General features: G+C 69.1%; 9 protein-coding genes and 2 tRNA genes. 2 read left to right on the forward strand and 9 right to left on the reverse strand.

The window, feature by feature from the left end:
- Nucleotides 1-35: 35 nt before the first annotated feature.
- Complete coding sequence (locus ACAM26_RS13230; RefSeq protein WP_369613876.1) at nt 36-3,092, reverse strand: efflux RND transporter permease subunit; 3,057 nt, start codon at nt 3,090-3,092, stop codon at nt 36-38.
- Nucleotides 3,089-4,144: an efflux RND transporter periplasmic adaptor subunit gene (locus tag ACAM26_RS13235; RefSeq protein WP_369613877.1), complete on the reverse strand. Its 1,056-nt coding sequence runs from the start codon at nt 4,142-4,144 to the stop codon at nt 3,089-3,091. The genes ACAM26_RS13230 and ACAM26_RS13235 overlap by 4 nt, the downstream gene beginning before the upstream one ends.
- A 103-nt stretch (nt 4,145-4,247) precedes the next feature.
- Here ACAM26_RS13235 and ACAM26_RS13240 point away from each other — a divergent pair, with 103 nt between their 5' ends.
- Complete coding sequence (locus ACAM26_RS13240; RefSeq protein WP_123142675.1) at nt 4,248-4,910, forward strand: TetR/AcrR family transcriptional regulator; 663 nt, start codon at nt 4,248-4,250, stop codon at nt 4,908-4,910.
- Nucleotides 4,911-4,946: 36 nt separating this feature from the next.
- On the opposite strand, the gene rlmB is transcribed toward ACAM26_RS13240, so the two are convergent.
- Nucleotides 4,947-5,690: a 23S rRNA (guanosine(2251)-2'-O)-methyltransferase RlmB gene (gene rlmB, locus ACAM26_RS13245; RefSeq protein WP_369613878.1), complete on the reverse strand. Its 744-nt coding sequence runs from the start codon at nt 5,688-5,690 to the stop codon at nt 4,947-4,949.
- A complete protein-coding gene (gene rnr / locus ACAM26_RS13250) occupies nt 5,687-8,392 on the reverse strand; it encodes a ribonuclease R (protein ID WP_369613879.1) in 2,706 nt (901 codons plus the stop codon). The genes rlmB and rnr overlap by 4 nt, the downstream gene beginning before the upstream one ends.
- 118 nt (nt 8,393-8,510) lie before the next feature.
- Here rnr and ACAM26_RS13255 point away from each other — a divergent pair.
- A tRNA-Leu gene (locus ACAM26_RS13255) sits at nt 8,511-8,597 on the forward strand.
- 211 nt (nt 8,598-8,808) lie between these two features.
- On the opposite strand, the gene ACAM26_RS13260 is transcribed toward ACAM26_RS13255, so the two are convergent.
- From ACAM26_RS13260 to parC, 5 genes are all read right to left on the reverse strand, one after another.
- Nucleotides 8,809-9,240 carry a DNA polymerase III subunit chi gene (locus ACAM26_RS13260; RefSeq protein ID WP_369613880.1) on the reverse strand — a complete coding sequence of 144 codons (432 nt, stop codon included), beginning with the start codon at nt 9,238-9,240 and terminating at the stop codon, nt 8,809-8,811.
- Between the two features lie 224 nt (nt 9,241-9,464).
- A tRNA-Leu gene (locus tag ACAM26_RS13265) sits at nt 9,465-9,551 on the reverse strand.
- Nucleotides 9,552-9,720: 169 nt separating this feature from the next.
- Complete coding sequence (locus ACAM26_RS13270; protein ID WP_132230606.1) at nt 9,721-13,968, reverse strand: PAS domain-containing hybrid sensor histidine kinase/response regulator; 4,248 nt, start codon at nt 13,966-13,968, stop codon at nt 9,721-9,723.
- A gap of 158 nt (nt 13,969-14,126) precedes the next feature.
- Nucleotides 14,127-15,224: a two-component system response regulator gene (locus ACAM26_RS13275; RefSeq protein ID WP_369613881.1), complete on the reverse strand. Its 1,098-nt coding sequence runs from the start codon at nt 15,222-15,224 to the stop codon at nt 14,127-14,129.
- A 104-nt stretch (nt 15,225-15,328) separates the two neighbouring features.
- Nucleotides 15,329-17,578 (reverse strand): DNA topoisomerase IV subunit A, encoded by a 2,250-nt coding sequence (gene parC / locus ACAM26_RS13280; protein ID WP_369613882.1) that lies wholly within the window; start codon nt 17,576-17,578, stop codon nt 15,329-15,331.
- Nucleotides 17,579-17,650: the final 72 nt, after the last annotated feature.

Raw genomic sequence — 17,650 nt, forward strand, 5'->3', positions numbered from 1 at the left:
CGCACCCACTGACGGCTGGTCGCTGGCGACCTCCCTCACCCCTCCAGCCGCACGCGGAACCAGAGGGCGTAGAGCGCCGGCAGGAACAGCAGGGTGATGGCGGTGCCGACCAGGATGCCGCCGATCAGCACATAGGCCAGCGGTCCCCAGAAGGTGTCGGTGGCCAGCGGCAGGAAGGCGAGGATGGCGGCGACGGCGGTGAGCACCACCGGTCGGGTGCGGCGCACCGTGGCCTCGATCAGCGCGTCGCCGCGGGCCATGCCCGCGGCGAGGTTGACCTCGATCTGCTGGGCGAGGATCAGGGTGTTGCGCATCAGGATACCGGCCAGCCCGAGCATCCCCAGCAGGGCGACGAAGCCGAACGGACGATCGCCGACCAGCAGCGCCAGGGTCGCGCCGATCACCCCCAGCGGCGCGGTCGCCACCACCATCAGGGTGCCGGAGAAGCTGCGCATCTGCAGCATCACCACGATCAACAGCAACGCCAGCATGATCGGCTGTACCCGCTGGATCGAGGCGTCGGCCTTGGCCGACTGCTCGACCGCGCCGCCGATGTCGATGCGATAGCCCGGCGGCAGGGTCGCGCGCAGCTCGGCCAGTCGCGACCAGATCGCCATGGTGACGTCCGGCGGCTGGGCACCGCTCACCTCGGCCTGCACCGCGATGAAGGGCTCGCGGTTATAGCGTTTGAGCACCGGGTCCTCGAAGCCGATGCTGAGGCTGCCGGCCTGGGCCAGCGGCACGGTGCGCCCGTCGAGCGTCTTCAGGGTGAGGTCGGCGAGCGCCTCGGCCCGCACCGCCTGGTCCTGGCTGCCGCGCAGCACCAGCGAGACGTTGCGGATGTCCTCGCGGATCTCGGTGGCGACGATGCCGGTGAGCGCGTACTGCATCTGCTGGGCGATCTCGCGCGGGGTCAGCCCGATCAGTCGCAGCCGGTCGGGGTCGAGCGCGAGACGCACCACCGGCACCCGCTCGTCCCAGTCGAGATGGGCGCCGCGGGTGTGCGGATCGGACGCGACCAGGGCGCGCACCCGGTCGGCCAAGGCGCGCAGCTGCAACGGGTCGGGACCGACGACGCGGAAGGTCACCGGCCAGATCACCGGCGGGCCGTAGAGCAGCCGGTGCACCCGCACCCGCGCCTCGGGGAAGTCGCCGGCGGCGATGTGCGACTCCAGCCGCGCGATCAGCGCATCGCGCGCGGCGACGTCCTCGGCCACCACGATCAGCTTGGCGAAGGCCGGGTTGGGCAGCTCGGGGTTGAGCGCGAGGAAGAAGCGCGGCGCGCCGGCGCCGACATAGCTCGACACCGAGGCGATCCCCGGGGCCTCGGCCAGGACCGACTCGACACGACGGGTCACCGCGTCGGTCGCGCCGATGCTGCTGCCCTCGGGGAGATAGATGTCGACCAGCACCTCGGGGCGGTCCGAGCTGGGGAAGAACTGCTTCTGCACCGGACCGGCGAGCCCGGCGACGGCCAGCGCCAGCAGCGCGAAGGTGAAGCCGACCACCAGCCGCTTGTGGCCCACGCAGCGGCGGATCAGCGCGCGCAGCCGCTGGTAGAGCGGGCCGTCGTAGCCCTCGCCGTGATCCTTGCCGGGCCTGGGGTCGGCGAGCAGCAGCGAGCCCAGATAGGGGGTGAAGGTCACCGCCACCAGCCAGGAGACGAGCAACGCGAAGGCCAGCACCCAGAAGATGTTGCCGGCGTACTCCCCCACCCCGGAGCGGGCGAAGCCGATCGGCACGAAGCCGATCGCCGTCACCAGGGTGCCGCTGAGCATCGGCGCGGCGGTCACCGTCCAGGCGTGGGCGGCGGCGCGCAATCGGTCCCAGCCGGCCTCCATCTTCACCAGCATCATCTCGATGGCGATGATGGCGTCATCGACCAGCAGCCCGAGGGCGATGATCAGCGCGCCGAGCGAGACCCGGTCGAGATCGATGCCGCGGATCAGCATCAGCAGGAAGGTCAGCCCCAGGGTCAGCGGGATGGCGATGCCGACCACCAGTCCGGCGCGCCAGCCGAGGGCGACGAAGCTCACCAGCATCACCACCCCGACGGCGACCAGGAACTTGATCTGGAACAGGTCGACGGCGTGGGCGATGGCGTCGGCCTGGTCGGTCAGCCGGGTCAGGGTGATGCCGAGCGGCAGCTCCGCCTCCAGACGCGCGACGAAGTCATCGAGCCGCGCGCCCAGCTCCAGCCCGTTCTCGCCACGCCGCATCACCACCCCGAGCAGCACCGCGTCCTCGCCACCGGCGCGGACCAGGTACTCGGGCGGGTCCTCGTAGCCGCGGCGCACCTCGGCGACCTCGCCGAGACTGACCAGCTGGCCACCGACGCGCAGCGGCACCCGGCGGATCTCCTCCGGGTCGCGCAGCCCGACATCCAGGCGCAGCGCCAGACGCGGCCCCTCGGTCTCGACGAAACCGGCCGGCAGCAGCTGGTTCTGTGCCTGCAGCGCGTCCATCACCGCCTGCGGGGTGAGCTGCAGGTTGGCCAGCCGGGCGTGATCGAACTCGACGAAGAAGCGCTGCGGACGCTCGCCGAGCAGTCGCGCCTTCTGCACCCCCTCGACCCGCGCCAGACGGTCGCGCACGCGCTCGGCCTCGCGCACCAGCAGGCGCGGCTCGAGCCCCGGCGCCGCGAGCGCATAGAGGGCGAAGTAGACGTCGGAGAACTCGTCGTTGACGAAGGGGCCGCGCACCCCGGCGGGCAGGCTCGGGGCGGCGTCCTGCATCCGCTTGCGTACCTGGTAGTAGAGCTCCGGGATTTCCTCCGAGGGGGTGTAGTCCTGGAACTCGACGAGCAGGTCGACGCGCCCGGGGCGCGCGGTGGTCTCGACCTTGTAGAAGTAGGCGACCTCCTGGATGCGCTTCTCCAGCGGCTCGGCGACCAGGTCCTGCATCTGTCGCGCACTCGCCCCCGGCCACTGCGCCGAGACCACCATCACCCGCACGGTGAAGGCGGGGTCCTCGGCGCGACCGAGCTGGAGGAAGGCCATCAGCCCGACCAGCGCGGTGAGCAGGATGAAGAACAGGGTGACGGAGCGCTCGCGCACCGCGAGCGCGGAGAGGTTGAAACGTCCCTCGCTCATGGCCGCACCCGCACCCGCTGACCGGGTTCGAGCCGATCGACCCCGAGTGCGACGATCGGGGTCCCGGGGGCGAGCCGGGTGTGGATCTCCACCCCGCTGTCGAACAGCCCCAGCACCCGCACCGGCTCGGCCACCACCTGCTCGCCGTCGATCCGAAACACCTGGGCGCCGCGACCGCGTTCGAGCACGGCGCCCAGGGGCACCCGCGCCACCAGGCCCGCGGCAGCGTCGAGCGGGCTGGTGAAGCGCAGGGTGACGGTGGCGCCGAGCGGTGCCGCGGCGCCCTTGATCAGCCGATAGCGGGCGCGCCAGGTCCGGGTGGCGGCGTCGGCCGCCCCGGCCAGTTCGCGCAACTCGGCATCGAAGCCCGCGCTCACGCCGAGCAGTCGCGCCGCGGCGTGCTCGGGCAGCGCCTCGAGCCGGTCCTCGGGGACCTCGACCTCGGCCTCGCGCGCGCCGTCCTCGGCGAGCACCGCGATCTGTTCGCCGGCGGCCACCACCTGTCCCGGCTGACCGGAGACGGCGATCAGCACGCCGCTGGTGGGCGCGCGCAGGGTGGCATAGCCGACCGCGTTGCGCGCCTGCTCGAGGCTCGCCTCGGCGGCCACCAGTCGCTCGCGCGCGGCACGCGCGGCGGTCTCGGCGCGATCGTACTCCTGCTGGCTGGCCAGGCGACGCTCGAGCATGTCGGCGAGACGCTCGCGCTCGCGCTCGGCGTTCTCGGTCTCGGCGCGGGCGCTGGCCACCGTGGCCTCGGCCGCCACCCGCTGCTGTTCGACATCGGCCGGATCGAGGGTGAAGAGCGCAGCACCGGCCTCGACCCGCTCGCCGGCATCGACCGCACGGCCGACGATCGCCCCGCCGATGCGAAAGGCCAACGGGATCTCGTGACGGGCATGGACGCTTCCGGTGAGTCGCCAGACGGTGCCCGCGGCGGGTTCGAGGGTGGTCACCAGCACCCAGGGCGGGGCCTCGGCGACGGCTTCGCTCCCGGAGGATTCGGGCTGACAGGCGCCGAGCAGCAGCGCCAGCGGAAGGATCAGGTAACGCACTCGCGGGACTCCACCCGTTCGTCGCTGAACGGGATTCGGTTATGGTCTGGACGGCCCCCGTGACGGGACCTATCCATTATTAATGTACGAAAGCGTTTAGTAAATGCAAAAGACCACGACCAAGCCAGAGGCCGCCACCACGCCACGCCGCGGTCGGCCACCCGATCCAGCCAAGCACCAGGCGATCATCGACGCCACCCGCGCGCTGTTCTTCGCCGGCTCGACCAAGGCCTTGAGCATCGAGGGCATCGCCCGCGCCGCCGGGGTGTCCAAGGTCACCGTCTATGCCCACTTCGGCGACCTGCAGGGCCTGGTCCGCGCCACCGTGCTCGCCCAGCGCGCGGAGATGACCGCGATCCTCGACCAGCTGCCGACCGACGCGCCGGGGCTGCGCCGCACCCTGATCGAGTTCGGCGGGGTGTTGATGGAGTTCCTCTCCAGCGAGGACTTCGTCACCATGCACCGGATGGTGGCGAGCCAGGCGAGCCAGCAGCCCTGGCTGGGACCGCTGATCTATCGCGAGGGTCCGACGGCCACCCGCGACAAGCTCGCCGATATCCTCGCCGAGGCGGTGCGCCGCGGCGATCTGCGGGCACACGACTGCACCCTGGCCGCCGAGCAGCTGTTGGGGATGTGGCAGGGGTTGCAGACCACCGGGCTGTTCAGCGGCGGCTGTCCGCGCGCGGACGCGGCGACGCTGGCGCGCCGGATCGAGCAGGGGGTGGAGGTGTTGTTGCGCGCCTACGCCCCGGAGCCCGCCGACTGAGGACGGGTGACGGGGCGGAGCGGCGCATCGATGGGTTCAGCCGCGCCGTTGGCGCAGCGCTTCGTAAAGACAGACCCCGGCAGCGACCGAGACGTTGAGGCTCTCGACCTGACCGAGCATCGGCAGCCGCACCAGGGCGTCGCAGCGCTCCCGGGTGAGGCGGCGCAGCCCGCTGCCCTCGCGGCCCATCACCAGCCCCAGCGGGCCGCGCAGATCGGCGCCATAGAGCTCGGCATCGGTCTCGCCGGCGGTGCCGATCAGCCAGATGCCGCGATCCTTGAGCCGGTCCATGGTGCGTGCGAGGTTGGTGACCTGGACATAGGGCACGGTCTCGGCAGCACCGCTGGCGACCTTGCACGCCACCGGGGTCAGCCCGACGGCGTTGTCCTTGGGCGCGACCAGCGCATGCACGCCGACGGCGTCGGCGCTGCGCAGACAGGCGCCGAGGTTGTGCGGGTCCTGCACGCCGTCGAGCAACAACAGCAGCGGCGGCGTCTCGAGGGCGTCGAGCAGACGATCGAGGTCGGCCTCGGCGCGCGCCGTGGGCACCCGCACCCAGGCCACCGCGCCCTGGTGGTTGGCGCCCTCGGCGGCGCGCTCCAGGGTGTCGCGGTCGACCTGACGGACCTCGACGCCGGCGGCGCGCGCCAGCTCGGCGAGCTCACCGAGACGACGGTCGCGCCGGCTGCGTTCGAGCCAGAGCGCGCCGACCCCCTCGGCGCCGAACTTCAGCGCCGCGCGGGCGCTGTGGATCCCGGCGACTGCGGCACAGTCCTTCATGCCTGCGGGGCCCCGTTGCCATTGCCGTTACCGTTGCCGCTCTTGTTGCGCTTGCGCCGGTTGCGCGAGCGCGGCTTGCGCGCCTTGGTCTCAGCCTTCGGGGCCTCGTCACCCGAGGGCGCCACCGGCTGCTGCGCGGGTGCGGCGACGGACTCAGGCGTCGTCTTCTTCGGCTTGCGCTTGCGCGGACGCTTCTTCGCCGGCGTGGGGGCATCCCCGCCCTGCTCACCCTGGGGAGCGGGCTCGGCCGCGGGCTCCGGCTGCACCTGCTGCACCTGCTGCGTCTGCTCGGACGCGGCGGGTTGGCGCGCACCCTTGGGCTTGCGGCGCGACTTGCGCGGCTTCGGCGTCTCCTCGGCGGCGAGCTCGGGCGCGGGCGAGTGCTCGACGACCGGCTGCTCGACCGACTCGATCGGCTGCTGCGGTTGACCCTCGGCGCGCTGCTTGCGGCTGCGACCGTTGCGCTTGCGGCTGTTGCGCGAGGCGCCGGGCTTGGGCGCGCGCTTGGGACGCGTCGACTCGGCGAGCACGAAGTCGATCTTGCGATCGTCGAGGTTGACCGCCGCGAGCTGCACCCGCAGCCGATCGCCGAGCCGGTAGACGGTGCCGGTGCGCTCGCCGTCGAGCCGGTGCCCGATGGGATCGAAGTGGTAGAAGTCGTTGTCGAGCGCGGTGATGTGCACCAGACCGTCGATATGGACCTCGTCGAGCTCGACGAACAGGCCGAAGGAGTTGACGCTGGTGATGGTGCCGTCGAACTCCTGACCGAGCTTGTCGCGCATGAACTCGCACTTGAGCCAGTCGGAGGCGTCGCGGGTGGCCTCGTCGGCGCGCCGCTCGGTGCCCGAGCAGTGCTCGCCGGCCTGCTGCAGCTCGGTCTTGGAGTAGTCGAGATCGGCCGCGGTGGCGCCTGCCAGCACCTGCTTGATGATGCGATGGACGATGAGGTCGGGGTAACGGCGGATCGGCGAGGTGAAGTGGGTATAGGCGTCGAAGGCGAGGCCGAAGTGCCCGGCGTTGTCGGAGCTGTACATCGCCTGCTGCATCGAGCGCAGCAGCACGGTCTGGATCAGGTGGCGATCGGGGCGGTCCTTGACGTAGTCGAGCAGCTCAGCGTAGTCGGCCGCAGTCGGCTTGGCGCCGCCGGGCAGACGCAGCCCGAGCTGACCGAGGAACTCGCGCAGGTCGCTGAGCTTCTCCTCGCTGGGGGTGTCGTGGATACGGAAGATCGCCGGGATGCGGCGACGCTCGAAGAAGCGTGCGGCGGCGACGTTGGCCGCGAGCATGCACTCCTCGATGATGCGATGGGCATCGTTGCGGATCACCGGGACCACGCCGGAGATGCGGCCCTGGTCGTTGAACTCGAACTTGCTCTCGGTGGTGTCGAAGTCGATCGCACCGCGCTCGGCGCGCGAGCGCTGCAGCACCAGGAAGAGCTGGTAGAGCTCGTGGAGATGGGGCAGCACCTCGGCATGCTGCTCACAGAGCTCGGCATCGCCGGCGTCGAGCATCGCCCAGACCTCATCGTAGGTCAGACGCGCGTGCGAGCGCATCACCGCCTCGTAGAAGCGGCTGCGGATCATCTTGCCCTCGTCGTTGAGATAGAGCTCGGCGGTCATGCACAGCCGATCGACGTGGGGGTTGAGCGAGCACAGCCCGTTGGAGAGCACCTCCGGGAGCATCGGGATCACCCGGTCGGGGAAATAGACCGAGTTGCCGCGGGCATAGGCCTCCTTGTCGAGCGCGGTGCCGGGGCGGACATAGCTCGAGACGTCGGCGATACAGACCAGCAGCTTCCAGCCCTTGGGGGTGCGCTGGCAGTAGACGGCGTCGTCGAAGTCGCGCGCGTCGGCCCCGTCGATGGTCACCAGCGGCAGCTTGCGCAGGTCGACACGCCCCGCCTTCGCCTCTTGCGGCACCTCCGCGGAGAGCCCGGCGATCTCGGCCTCGACCTCGACCGGCCACTCCACCGGCAGGTCGTGGGTACGGATGGCGATGTCGGTCTCCATCCCGGCGGCCATGTTGTCGCCGAGCACCTCGACGACACGACCGATCGGCTGAGTGCGACGGGTCGGCTGGTCGGTGATCTCGGCGACCACGATCTGCCCCTGGTCGGCGCCGGCATAGCGGTCGCTGGGGATGATGACGTCGTGGGCCAGACGCTTGTTGTCGGGCATCACGAAACCGACACCGCTCTCCTTGTAGAGCCGCCCCACCACCGAGCGGGTGTTGCGCTCGAGGATCTCGACCACCGCGCCCTCGAGCCGCCCGCGACGATCCCGGCCGCTGACCCGGACCACCGCGCGGTCGCCGTGGAACAGCGTGCGCATCTCCTTGTTGTAGAGATAGAGGTCGTCGCCACCGGCGTCGGGACGCAGGAAGCCGAACCCGTCGGGATGGCCGATCACCCGTCCGGCGATCAGGTCACGCTTGTTGACCAGACAGAAGGCGTCGTTGCGGTTACGCACCAGCTGGCCGTCGCGCACCATGGCGCCGAGACGGCGCTCGAGCGCGATCAGGTCCTGCTCGTCGTCGAGCCCGAGCACGCCGGTAAGCTCCTCGAAGGACTGCGGCGCGCCCGCTTCCTCCATGCGTTTGAGGATGAACTCGCGGCTGGGGATGGGGTTTGCGTACTTCTTCGCCTCGCGCTGGCGATGCGGGTCCGCGTGTCGCGCGGTCGATGAGGGTCTTCTTTTTGGCACGTGAATCCAGTCTGTCGGAAAAAAATCCAGTTTAGCGTTGACAGGGTCGGCTTGTCTCACTATTATTTGCCGCCTCGCCAGGGAGCGACGGGCCAAGACCCATCATCCCGACCCTCATGCCGAGGTGGCGGAATTGGTAGACGCGCATGGTTCAGGTCCATGTGGGCGAAAGCTCGTGGAGGTTCAAGTCCTCTCCTCGGCACCATCTCCTCTCCGAGATCCCCCTTCCCCGATCGCATCCGTCGAGTCGCTCGACCACAGAGTCATTCCAATGACGCTGCAGCGATCGAGTCGCACCCCTATGTTAGCCGAAAAGTCGCCGCTTCGCTTGCGAGCTGTCCGAGCCTCATCGCCAGGATCGGTCGAGACGACGGTTTTGCGCGCGCCACCACAGGGTCGCGCCGCGCCGCAACCCGTCAGAGCCGCACCTGATGATGCTCCAGCGGATGACCGAGCTGGCGGTAGTGACGATAGCGCGCCCGCCCCGCCTCGAGCACGCTCGGCGTCTGGTCGAGCGGCTCGCAGACCCGCGCGAAGGGCGAGAGGTCGTCCGGCGGCGTCAGCGCAAGATTGACCAGCACCTCGGTCGGCACCGGCGGGCGCGGATCGGCGCCGATCAGCACCGGGGTGAACTCGGCATCGACCCGCCCGACCAGCCCATGAGGCAGAAAACCGTCCTCGCGGAAGGTCCACAGCAGCCGGTCGAGATGGCGCGCCCACTCGCTCTCCGGACAATACACCAGCACGCGCAACCCTTCGGCACGGATGCGCTCGAGCAGGCGACAGGTGAAGATGAAGCGGTCGCCGCTGCTGTCCGCGGCAAGGGTGTAGAAGTCGATACGGGTCATGGGTCCAGAGCGCTGAGGCCGTGACGGCGGGATGATCGGACATGCGCGCCGACGGCGGCGCAACGGTGCGCCCATCATACCGATCGCGCGTCGACCATGCCTCACCGAGACGATGAATGCGATCGCTGGAGCACCTTGCCGGGACGCAGAAACGAAAAAACCGACCATTCGGTCGGTTTGCTTCTTTCGCTTCAGTCACGTCACTTGGACATGAGCTTGGAATATGGTGCCGAGGAGAGGACTTGAACCTCCACGAGCTTTCGCCCACATGGACCTGAACCATGCGCGTCTACCAATTCCGCCACCTCGGCATGAGGGTCGGGACGATGGGACCTGGCCCTTCGCTCCCTGGCGAGGACTGGAACTTTAAGGCTTCAGTCCGATCGTGTCAAGCCCATTTGAATCATCCGCCCCATTGCCCCCTTGGAGTCAGCCTCCATCGAGCTCCCCTCCCCGCCCGACGCCGGCGCATCCCGAGACTCAGCGCTCCCCCGGGGTCATCCGAGCACGCGCCGCACCCAGCGTCACCAGGGCCGCATCGAAGTCGAAGCGCTCGATCTCGTGGGCGAGCGCGCGCAATCGATCCCCCAACGCCGCGCGCAACAAGGGTTCGGCCTCCTCGAGCAAGTGCAACGCCGCGGCGTCATCCTCACGCAGCAGGCGTTCGAGTTCGTCGAGGGTCGAGGTGAAGTGACCGGGGTCAACCGCATCATCGATCGCAACGCGCTCATCCTGCCCTTCGGCCGCCAGTTCATCCAGCCCACGCTCGACCAGGCGCAGCCCCCGTTCGAGTTCGACCAGCAGCTCGGCACGCCGCTGGCGCGTCTTTTCGCTGTCGCGCTCGATCAGCGGGAGCAGCCGGATCAGCGGTTCGGTCACGGCATCGACGGCCACCGTCGCGGCGGCACCCTTGCAGGCATGCACCAATTGACGGGCGTGAGCCAGCTGATCACGGGCCAAGGCCTCGGCGATGCGCTCCGGCTCCCGGCCATGATCACGCAGGAAGAGCCGCAACAGCCGCAGGTAGGACTGGGTGCGGCCGCGCACCGCGCTCAACCCGCGCAGCCCGTCGATGCCCGGAAGCGCCGCCAGCCGTGCGGCCAACGCGGTATCGTCGGGCACGATCTCGGGCAGCGGGGGGCGGGCCGACTCGATGGACGGCGCACCATTCGAGAGCCACTTGAGCAGGATCCCGTAGAGGGTGTCGGGATCGACCGGCTTGGCGACGAAGTCGTTCATGCCGGCCCGCAGACACTGCTGCCGGTCCTCGTCGAAGACATTGGCGCTCATCGCCAGGATCGCCGGCTGCTGCTCCAGCTCCAGGGCGCGGATCCGGCGGGTCGCCTCCAGACCGTCCATCTCCGGCATCTGCACATCCATCAACACCAGCGCATAACGTTCCACCCCGACCTTGGCCACCGCCTCGGCGCCATTGTTTGCGATATCGACCCGGAGCCCGACCGACTGCAGCAGGTCGAGCGCCACCTCGCGATTGACCACATTGTCCTCGACCAGCAGCAAGCGGGTCCCGGAGAAGCGCTCGCGCAGCTCCGCCTCCTGGGACGGCGCGACGACATCGAGCTGCGGCGGCACCTTGCCACGCCCGCGCTGCAACCGGGCGGTGAACCAGAAGGTGCTACCGTGACCGGGCTGACTATCGACCCCGACCGCGCCGCCCATCAGCTCGGCCAGACGTCGGGTGATCGCCAGCCCCAACCCGGTCCCACCGTGACGACGGGTCGTGGAGGCGTCGGCCTGCTCGAAGGCGGTGAACAGGCGCACGCGCTGCTCCGGCGTAATGCCGATACCGGTATCACTGACCTCGAAACGCACCAGTACCTCATCGGCATGCTGCTCGAGCAGCCGCGCACGCAGCGCGATGCGACCGTGCTCGGTGAACTTGACGGCATTGGCGGCATAGTTGAGCAGCGCCTGGCGCAGCCGCGTCGGATCGCCGTACAGCCAGTGCGGCACATCGTCGCAATCGATCTCCACGGCCAGCCCCTTGACCCGCGCCTGATCGGCGATCAGCGAGCGTACGTGATCGAGGATCGCGAGCAGCGGGAAGTCGAGCTGGTGCAGCTCCATCCGTCCGGCCTCGATCTTGGAGAGATCGAGGATGTCGTCGATGATCGACAGCAGGTGACGTGCCGCGCCGCTGATCTTGTCGAGCCGTTCGCTCTGCGAGGGAGCCAGCTCGTCGCGCTGGAGCAGATAGGTGAGCCCGAGGATGGCGTTCATCGGGGTGCGGATCTCGTGGCTCATGTTGGCGAGGAAGGCACTCTTAGCACGGGTGGCCGCCTCGGCGCTCTCGCGCGCGCGTTCGAGTTCCACCGTTCGGTCGGCCACCAGCTCCTCGAGATGATCGCGGTGCTCGGCGAGCTCGCGCTCGATATGGCGCCGCTCGGTGACATCGGTCTTGATCGCCGCGTAATGGCTGATGCGGCCGTCGGGCTGGCGGATCGGGCTGATGATGGCGAACTCGATGAACTCCTCGCCGTCCTTGCGTCGATTGACGAACTCACCGCTCCACGAACGCCCGCCGGTGATCGTCCGCCACAGCTCGACATAGGTCTCGTGCGAGGTCTTGCCCGAGCGCAGCAGCCGCGGGTTCTTGCCGAGCACCTCCGCCTCGGTGTAGCCCGAGGTCCGCAGGAAGGAGTCGTTGACGAACTCGATACGACCCTCGAGGTCGGTGATGACGATGCTCTCCTGGGTCTGCTCGATCACCCGCGAGAGCCGTGTCACCTCTTCCTGGGCACGCTTGCGTACGGTGATGTCGCGACAGACACAGAACACCAGCCGGACCTCGCGATGCTCGATCTGATTGAAGGCGACCTCGACATCGATGCATTGGCCATCGCTGCGCCGCCACTTGGTCTCGAGGATGCCCGAGCCGAGTTCGAAGCGCTGCAGCACCTCCAGCGTCCGCTCACGCGACCAGTCCGGATCCCACTCCCAGAGCCGCAGCTGCAGCGCCGCCTCGAGCGAACAGCCGAGCATCCCGGCGAAGCTCTCGTTGGCCTCGAGCACACCGCCGTCCTGGTCGAGTATCACGATCGCATCGCGCGACTGCTCGATCAGGATCTTGCGCATCAGCGCCTCGTCGGCCTGGGCCTGCTCGGCACGGTGGATCTCGGTGATGTCGCGCGCGATCCCGAACACCCCGATGACCTCGCCATCCCCGTTGCGCAGCGGCCCCTTGGTGGTCTGCATGATGCGCTCGCCGGCGGCGCAGCTCAGGTGTTCGAGAAAGGTCGTGTTGACCCCGCGGGCGACGGTGTCATGGTCCCTGGCCATGACCTGAGCGGCCTGATCGGGCGGGAACAGCAGCCGGTCGTCCTGACCCAGCACCTCTTCGGCGCGATATCCCACCAGGGTGGTGGCGGCGCGATTGAAGAGCAGATAACGCCCTTCGAGATCCTTGGCGAAGATGGCATCGGGCGAGGCCTCGGCGATCGCCCCGAGCAGGTTCAGCGCGCGCAACCGCTCGTCGTGCGAATGACGCAGCCGCTCGGCATAGAGCAGGCGCTGACGCTGGCGCAACAGCGCCGCGCCGGCCAGGACCATCAGCGCCGCCAGCAGCGCCGCCAGCACGATCCAACGCACATCGCGCACCACCCCGGCCCACAGCTCGCGACGATCGACCTTGGCGACCAGGAACCAGTCCACCCCGGGAACCGACAGCACCACGCCGAGCGAGGGCACCCCGCGATAATCCACCCCCTCGACCAGGGTGCCGAGCAATTCCGGGGCGAGCATCGCCTGCACTGCGATCACCCGCTCGGCAGTCAGCGGGGTCCGCGACCGCGCGGCGCTGTCCGGGCGATAGCGAAAGGCGTTGAGCGACACCACGGCATCGCCCTCGCGCCGAAACAGCAGCGATTCGCCCGAGGAGTTCGGCAGCGGCCAGAAGGAGAGCAGCGGATAGAGGTTCTCGGTGGGATCGTTGTGCAGCACCGCCACCGGCGGCGACTCCTGCTGATCGAGCGGCAGCGGCACCAGGAAGTCGACATGAAGACGGTCGCCGGCATCGCGATAGGGCCCCTGCACCACGACCTGCCGCACGGCGACGGCCTGAGCCACCGCCTCGCTGAGCAACCCTGGCAGCGGTGCCCCGGGACCGCCGGCACCACAGAGTTGATCACCCTCGGGGCCGACCAAGCGCGCCTCGCCGAAATTGTTGAAACGGGCATACTCGAGGATCCGTGCGCACAACACCTCGCCCACGGCGGCGTCACCGGCCCGCCAGTCGCGATAGAGCCCGGCATACAGCCGGCTGGTCTGGATCATCCGCGCGTCACCGAGGCGCTCGTCGAGCCAGTGCTCGACCTGGCGCACCTTGAGCTCGGCGATGGTCTGCAGGGTCTCGGCGAGTGTCGTGCGCTGGTGCTCGTAGGAGAACCAGCCCCCGGTGATCGCCAGCGACACGATCGCCGTGAGCATCAACAGCACCGGCGGCCATTGCGCACGCGGCAACCTGGACGGTGGAGCCGGTTCCAGCGCCCGGTCCGCGGCGACGAGCAACAGCAGCGCGCTGGCGGCGACCAGCAGGGCGCCGGAGAGCACGCTCGCCATCACCAGCCAGGGCGGCCCACCACCCAGCGCAACCAGCAACAGGTCGGAGAACAGCACCCACAACCCGGCGACGATGACATATCCGATCGGCCACCGGCGCCCGGCATGTCCCTGCCCCCCGGCGGTGGCGCGCCCTTGATCGGTCTTCATCGACGGGCGTTCACCCGGAAAGCCCTGGCGTGATGACCCGCTGCGGAGCCGCTATCCCATGATCGCGCCATCGCCTTCACCTCCATCTGAATGCTTGATTGGGCTGCACTGGAGCGGGCGCCGCGAATCACTGACCCGCCGTCACGACTGTCGCGGACTCATGCCTCGATCTCGCCGAATCGCGTGGCGATCTCGCAGAACTCATCGAAGCGCGCCATGAAGGCATCGGTGACATCCGGGTCGAAGTGCGTGCCCCGACCGGCGAGGATGATGTCGCGCGCCTCCGCAAATCCCATCGGCGCCTTGTAGACCCGGCGCGAGATCAAGGCGTCGAAGACATCGGCGAGCGCCATCAGTCGCGCGGCGATCGGGATGGCATCCCCGGCGAGCCCCTCGGGATAACCGCTGCCGTCCCACTTCTCATGATGATAGTGGGCGATGTCCTTGGCGAGTGCGAGAAACTCGACCGGACGCTCGGCATCGCGCTCGGCCTGCTCGATGGCGAGGCTGCCGAGTTTGGCATGGGTCTTCATCACCTCCCACTCATCGGCCGACAGACGACCGGGTTTGCGCAGGATGTGATCGGGGATACCGACCTTGCCGATATCGTGCAGCGGTGCCGAGCGCGCCAGCTCCTCGATGGTACGCCCGGCGAGGAAGGTCTCGAAACGCGGGTGTTCGCGTAGCTGCCTGGCCAGGGCGTGGACATAGCGCTGGGTGCGGCGCAGATGGTTACCGGTCTCGGGATCGCGGATCTCGGCCAGGTGCGCCAGGGCGAGGATGCTGACCTGCTCGGTCAGCACGTTGTCGCGCATCCGCCGCCTGATCTCCAGCTCGAGCTGGGCGTTCTGGTCACGCAACAGATCACGCGCGCGCTTGAGTTCGAGCTGGGTACGGACACGGGCGAGCAGGATGCGCGGATTGACCGGCTTGGCGATATAGTCGACCGCACCGACGTCGAGTCCGCGGGTCTCGGCCTCGTCGCTGTCCATCGCGGTGACGAAGATCACCGGGGTGTCGGCGGTCAGCGGATCGGCGCGCAGCCGCTCGAACACCGCATAGCCGTCCATGTCCGGCATCATCACATCGAGCAGCACCAGATCGGGGAGCGGCGCGCGACTGACCACGCGCAACGCCTTCTCGCCGGAGATGGCCACGCGCACCCGGAACTCCGGCTGCAGCAGCTCGCTGAGCACCACCAGGTTCTCGGGCGAGTCATCGACGAGCAGGATCGTCGAGCGGTTTCCATCGAGCATCGTCACCTCCTTTTGCCTGCCACCGGCCTCGACGCGACGCATCACCGGCAGGGCCTCACCCTGCCCCCGGCGCACTCGGCGAGTGCGCCGCACCCCGTGTGCGATCAGCGCTCGGCGCTCAGCGCCTCGACCCGCTGGAAGCCGCGCGGCAACAACCGACCGCGACGACCGCGATCACCGCGATAGGCCTCCAGATCACGCGCCTTGAGCGTCAGCTCGCGCTTGCCGGCGCGCACCCGCAGCACGCCATCGGGCGCGACCACCGCCATCGCCACCATCAGCTCCTCGCGCGCGGCGGCGCGGGCAGAGGGGATGGCGATCAGCTTGTTGCCCTTACCCCGGCTCATCTCCGGCAGCTCCTCGAGGGGGAAGAGCAGCAGATGACCGCTGCTGCTGGCCACCGCCACCAGCGCGCCCTCGACCGCCGGGACCGCCACCGGGTCGAGCACCTCGGCGCCCTTGGGCAGGGTCAGCACCGCCTTGCCGCCCTTGGGCTTGGCCACCAGGTCGGCGGCGCGGGCGAGGAAGCCGTAACCGGCATCCGAGGCGAGCAGATAGCGCCCCTCGACGGCGGCCAGCACCGCCACGAAACGCGCCCCCGAGGGCGGGTCGAAACGCCCGGTGAGCGGCTCGCCCTGGCCGCGTGCCGAAGGCAGGGTGTGGGCCTGCAGGCTGTAGCTGCGTCCACGCGAGTCGAGGAAGGCCACCGCCTGATTGCTGCGCGCGCGCGCCGCGGCGAGGAAGCGATCCCCCGAGCGATAGTTGAACCCGGCCGGGTCGACGTCGTGTCCCTTGGCCGCACGCGCCCAGCCCTTCTCCGAGAGCACCACGGTCACCGGCTCGCTCGGCGCCAGCTCGGTCTCGTCGATGGCGTTCGCCGCGGCGCGCTCGACCAGCGGCGAGCGCCGCGCGTCGCCGTAGCGCTCGGCGTCGGCGGCGAACTCCGCGGCGAGCAGCCGGCGCAGCGCCGCGGGGTCGTCGAGGATGGCGCGCAACTCATCGCGCTCGGCACTCAGCGTCTCCTGATCGGCGCGGATCTTCATCTCCTCGAGCCGCGCGAGCTGGCGCAGTCGGGTGTTGAGGATGTAGTCGGCCTGGGTCTCGGTGAGCGCGAAGCGCGCCATCAGCACCGCCTTGGGCTCGTCCTCGGTGCGGATGATGGCGATCACCTCGTCGAGGTTGAGGAAGGCGATCAGCAGCCCATCGAGCAGATGCAGGCGCTCGAGCACCTTGTCGAGCCGGTGGTTGAGGCGGCGGCGCACCGTCTCGGTGCGGTAGGCGAGCCACTCGACGAGGATCTCGCGCAGGTTCATCACCCGCGGGCGACCGTCGAGCGCGATCATGTTCATGTTGACGCGATAGCTGCGCTCGAGATCGGTGGTGGCGAACAGGTGCGACATCAGCCGCGCGATATCGACCCGGTTGGAGCGCGGCACGATCACCAGCCGGGTCGGGAACTCGTGATCGGACTCGTCGCGGAAGTCCTCGATCATCGGCAGCTTCTTGGCATTGAACTGCTGGGCGATCTGCTCGAGCACGCGACTGCCCGAGACCAGGTGCGGCAGCGCGGTGATGACGATGTCGCCGCGCTCGACCTCGTAGCGCGCGCGCAGCCGCACGCTGCCGCCACCGCTGTGGTAGAGCTTGCGCAGGTCGGCGGCGGGGGTGACGATCTCGGCCTCGGTGGGATAGTCGGGCGCGGGGACGAAACGCATCAGCGCGTCGACATCGGCCTCGGGGTGCTCGAGCAGATGGGTGCAGGCGCGCGCCAGCTCACAGAGGTTGTGCGGCGGGATGTCGGTGGCCATGCCGACGGCGATGCCGGTGGCGCCGTTGAGCAGCAGGTTGGGCAGACGCGCCGGCAGCAGACGCGGCTCCTCCAGGGTGCCGTCGAAGTTCGGCTGCCAGTCGACCGTGCCCTGCCCCACCTCGTCGAGCAGCACCTCGGCATAGGGCGCAAGACGCGACTCGGTATAACGCATCGCCGCGAACGACTTGGGATCGTCGGGCGAGCCCCAGTTGCCCTGGCCGTCGACCAGCGGATAGCGATAGGTGAAGGACTGCGCCATCAGCACCATCGCCTCGTAGCAGGCCGAGTCACCGTGCGGGTGGAACTTGCCGAGCACGTCGCCGACGGTGCGCGCCGACTTCTTGAACTTGGCCGTCGCCGACAGCCCCAGCTCGGACATCGCATAGAGGATGCGCCGCTGCACCGGCTTGAGACCGTCGCCGACATGGGGCAAGGCGCGATCGAGGATGACGTACATGGAATAGTCCAGATACGCCTTCTCGGTGAAGGCCTTGAGTGGGCGCTGCTCCAGGCCCTCGGCGGAATAGCTGATGGTCTCGCTCATGATTCTCGATACGTCAGGGGTCGACACGCAAGGAAACCCATCATGATGCGCCAAGGCGGCGCCGAGGACAAA

It is taken from the genome of Marichromatium sp. PS1 (assembly GCF_041155115.1).
Taxonomy (GTDB): Bacteria; Pseudomonadota; Gammaproteobacteria; order Chromatiales; family Chromatiaceae; genus Marichromatium; species Marichromatium gracile.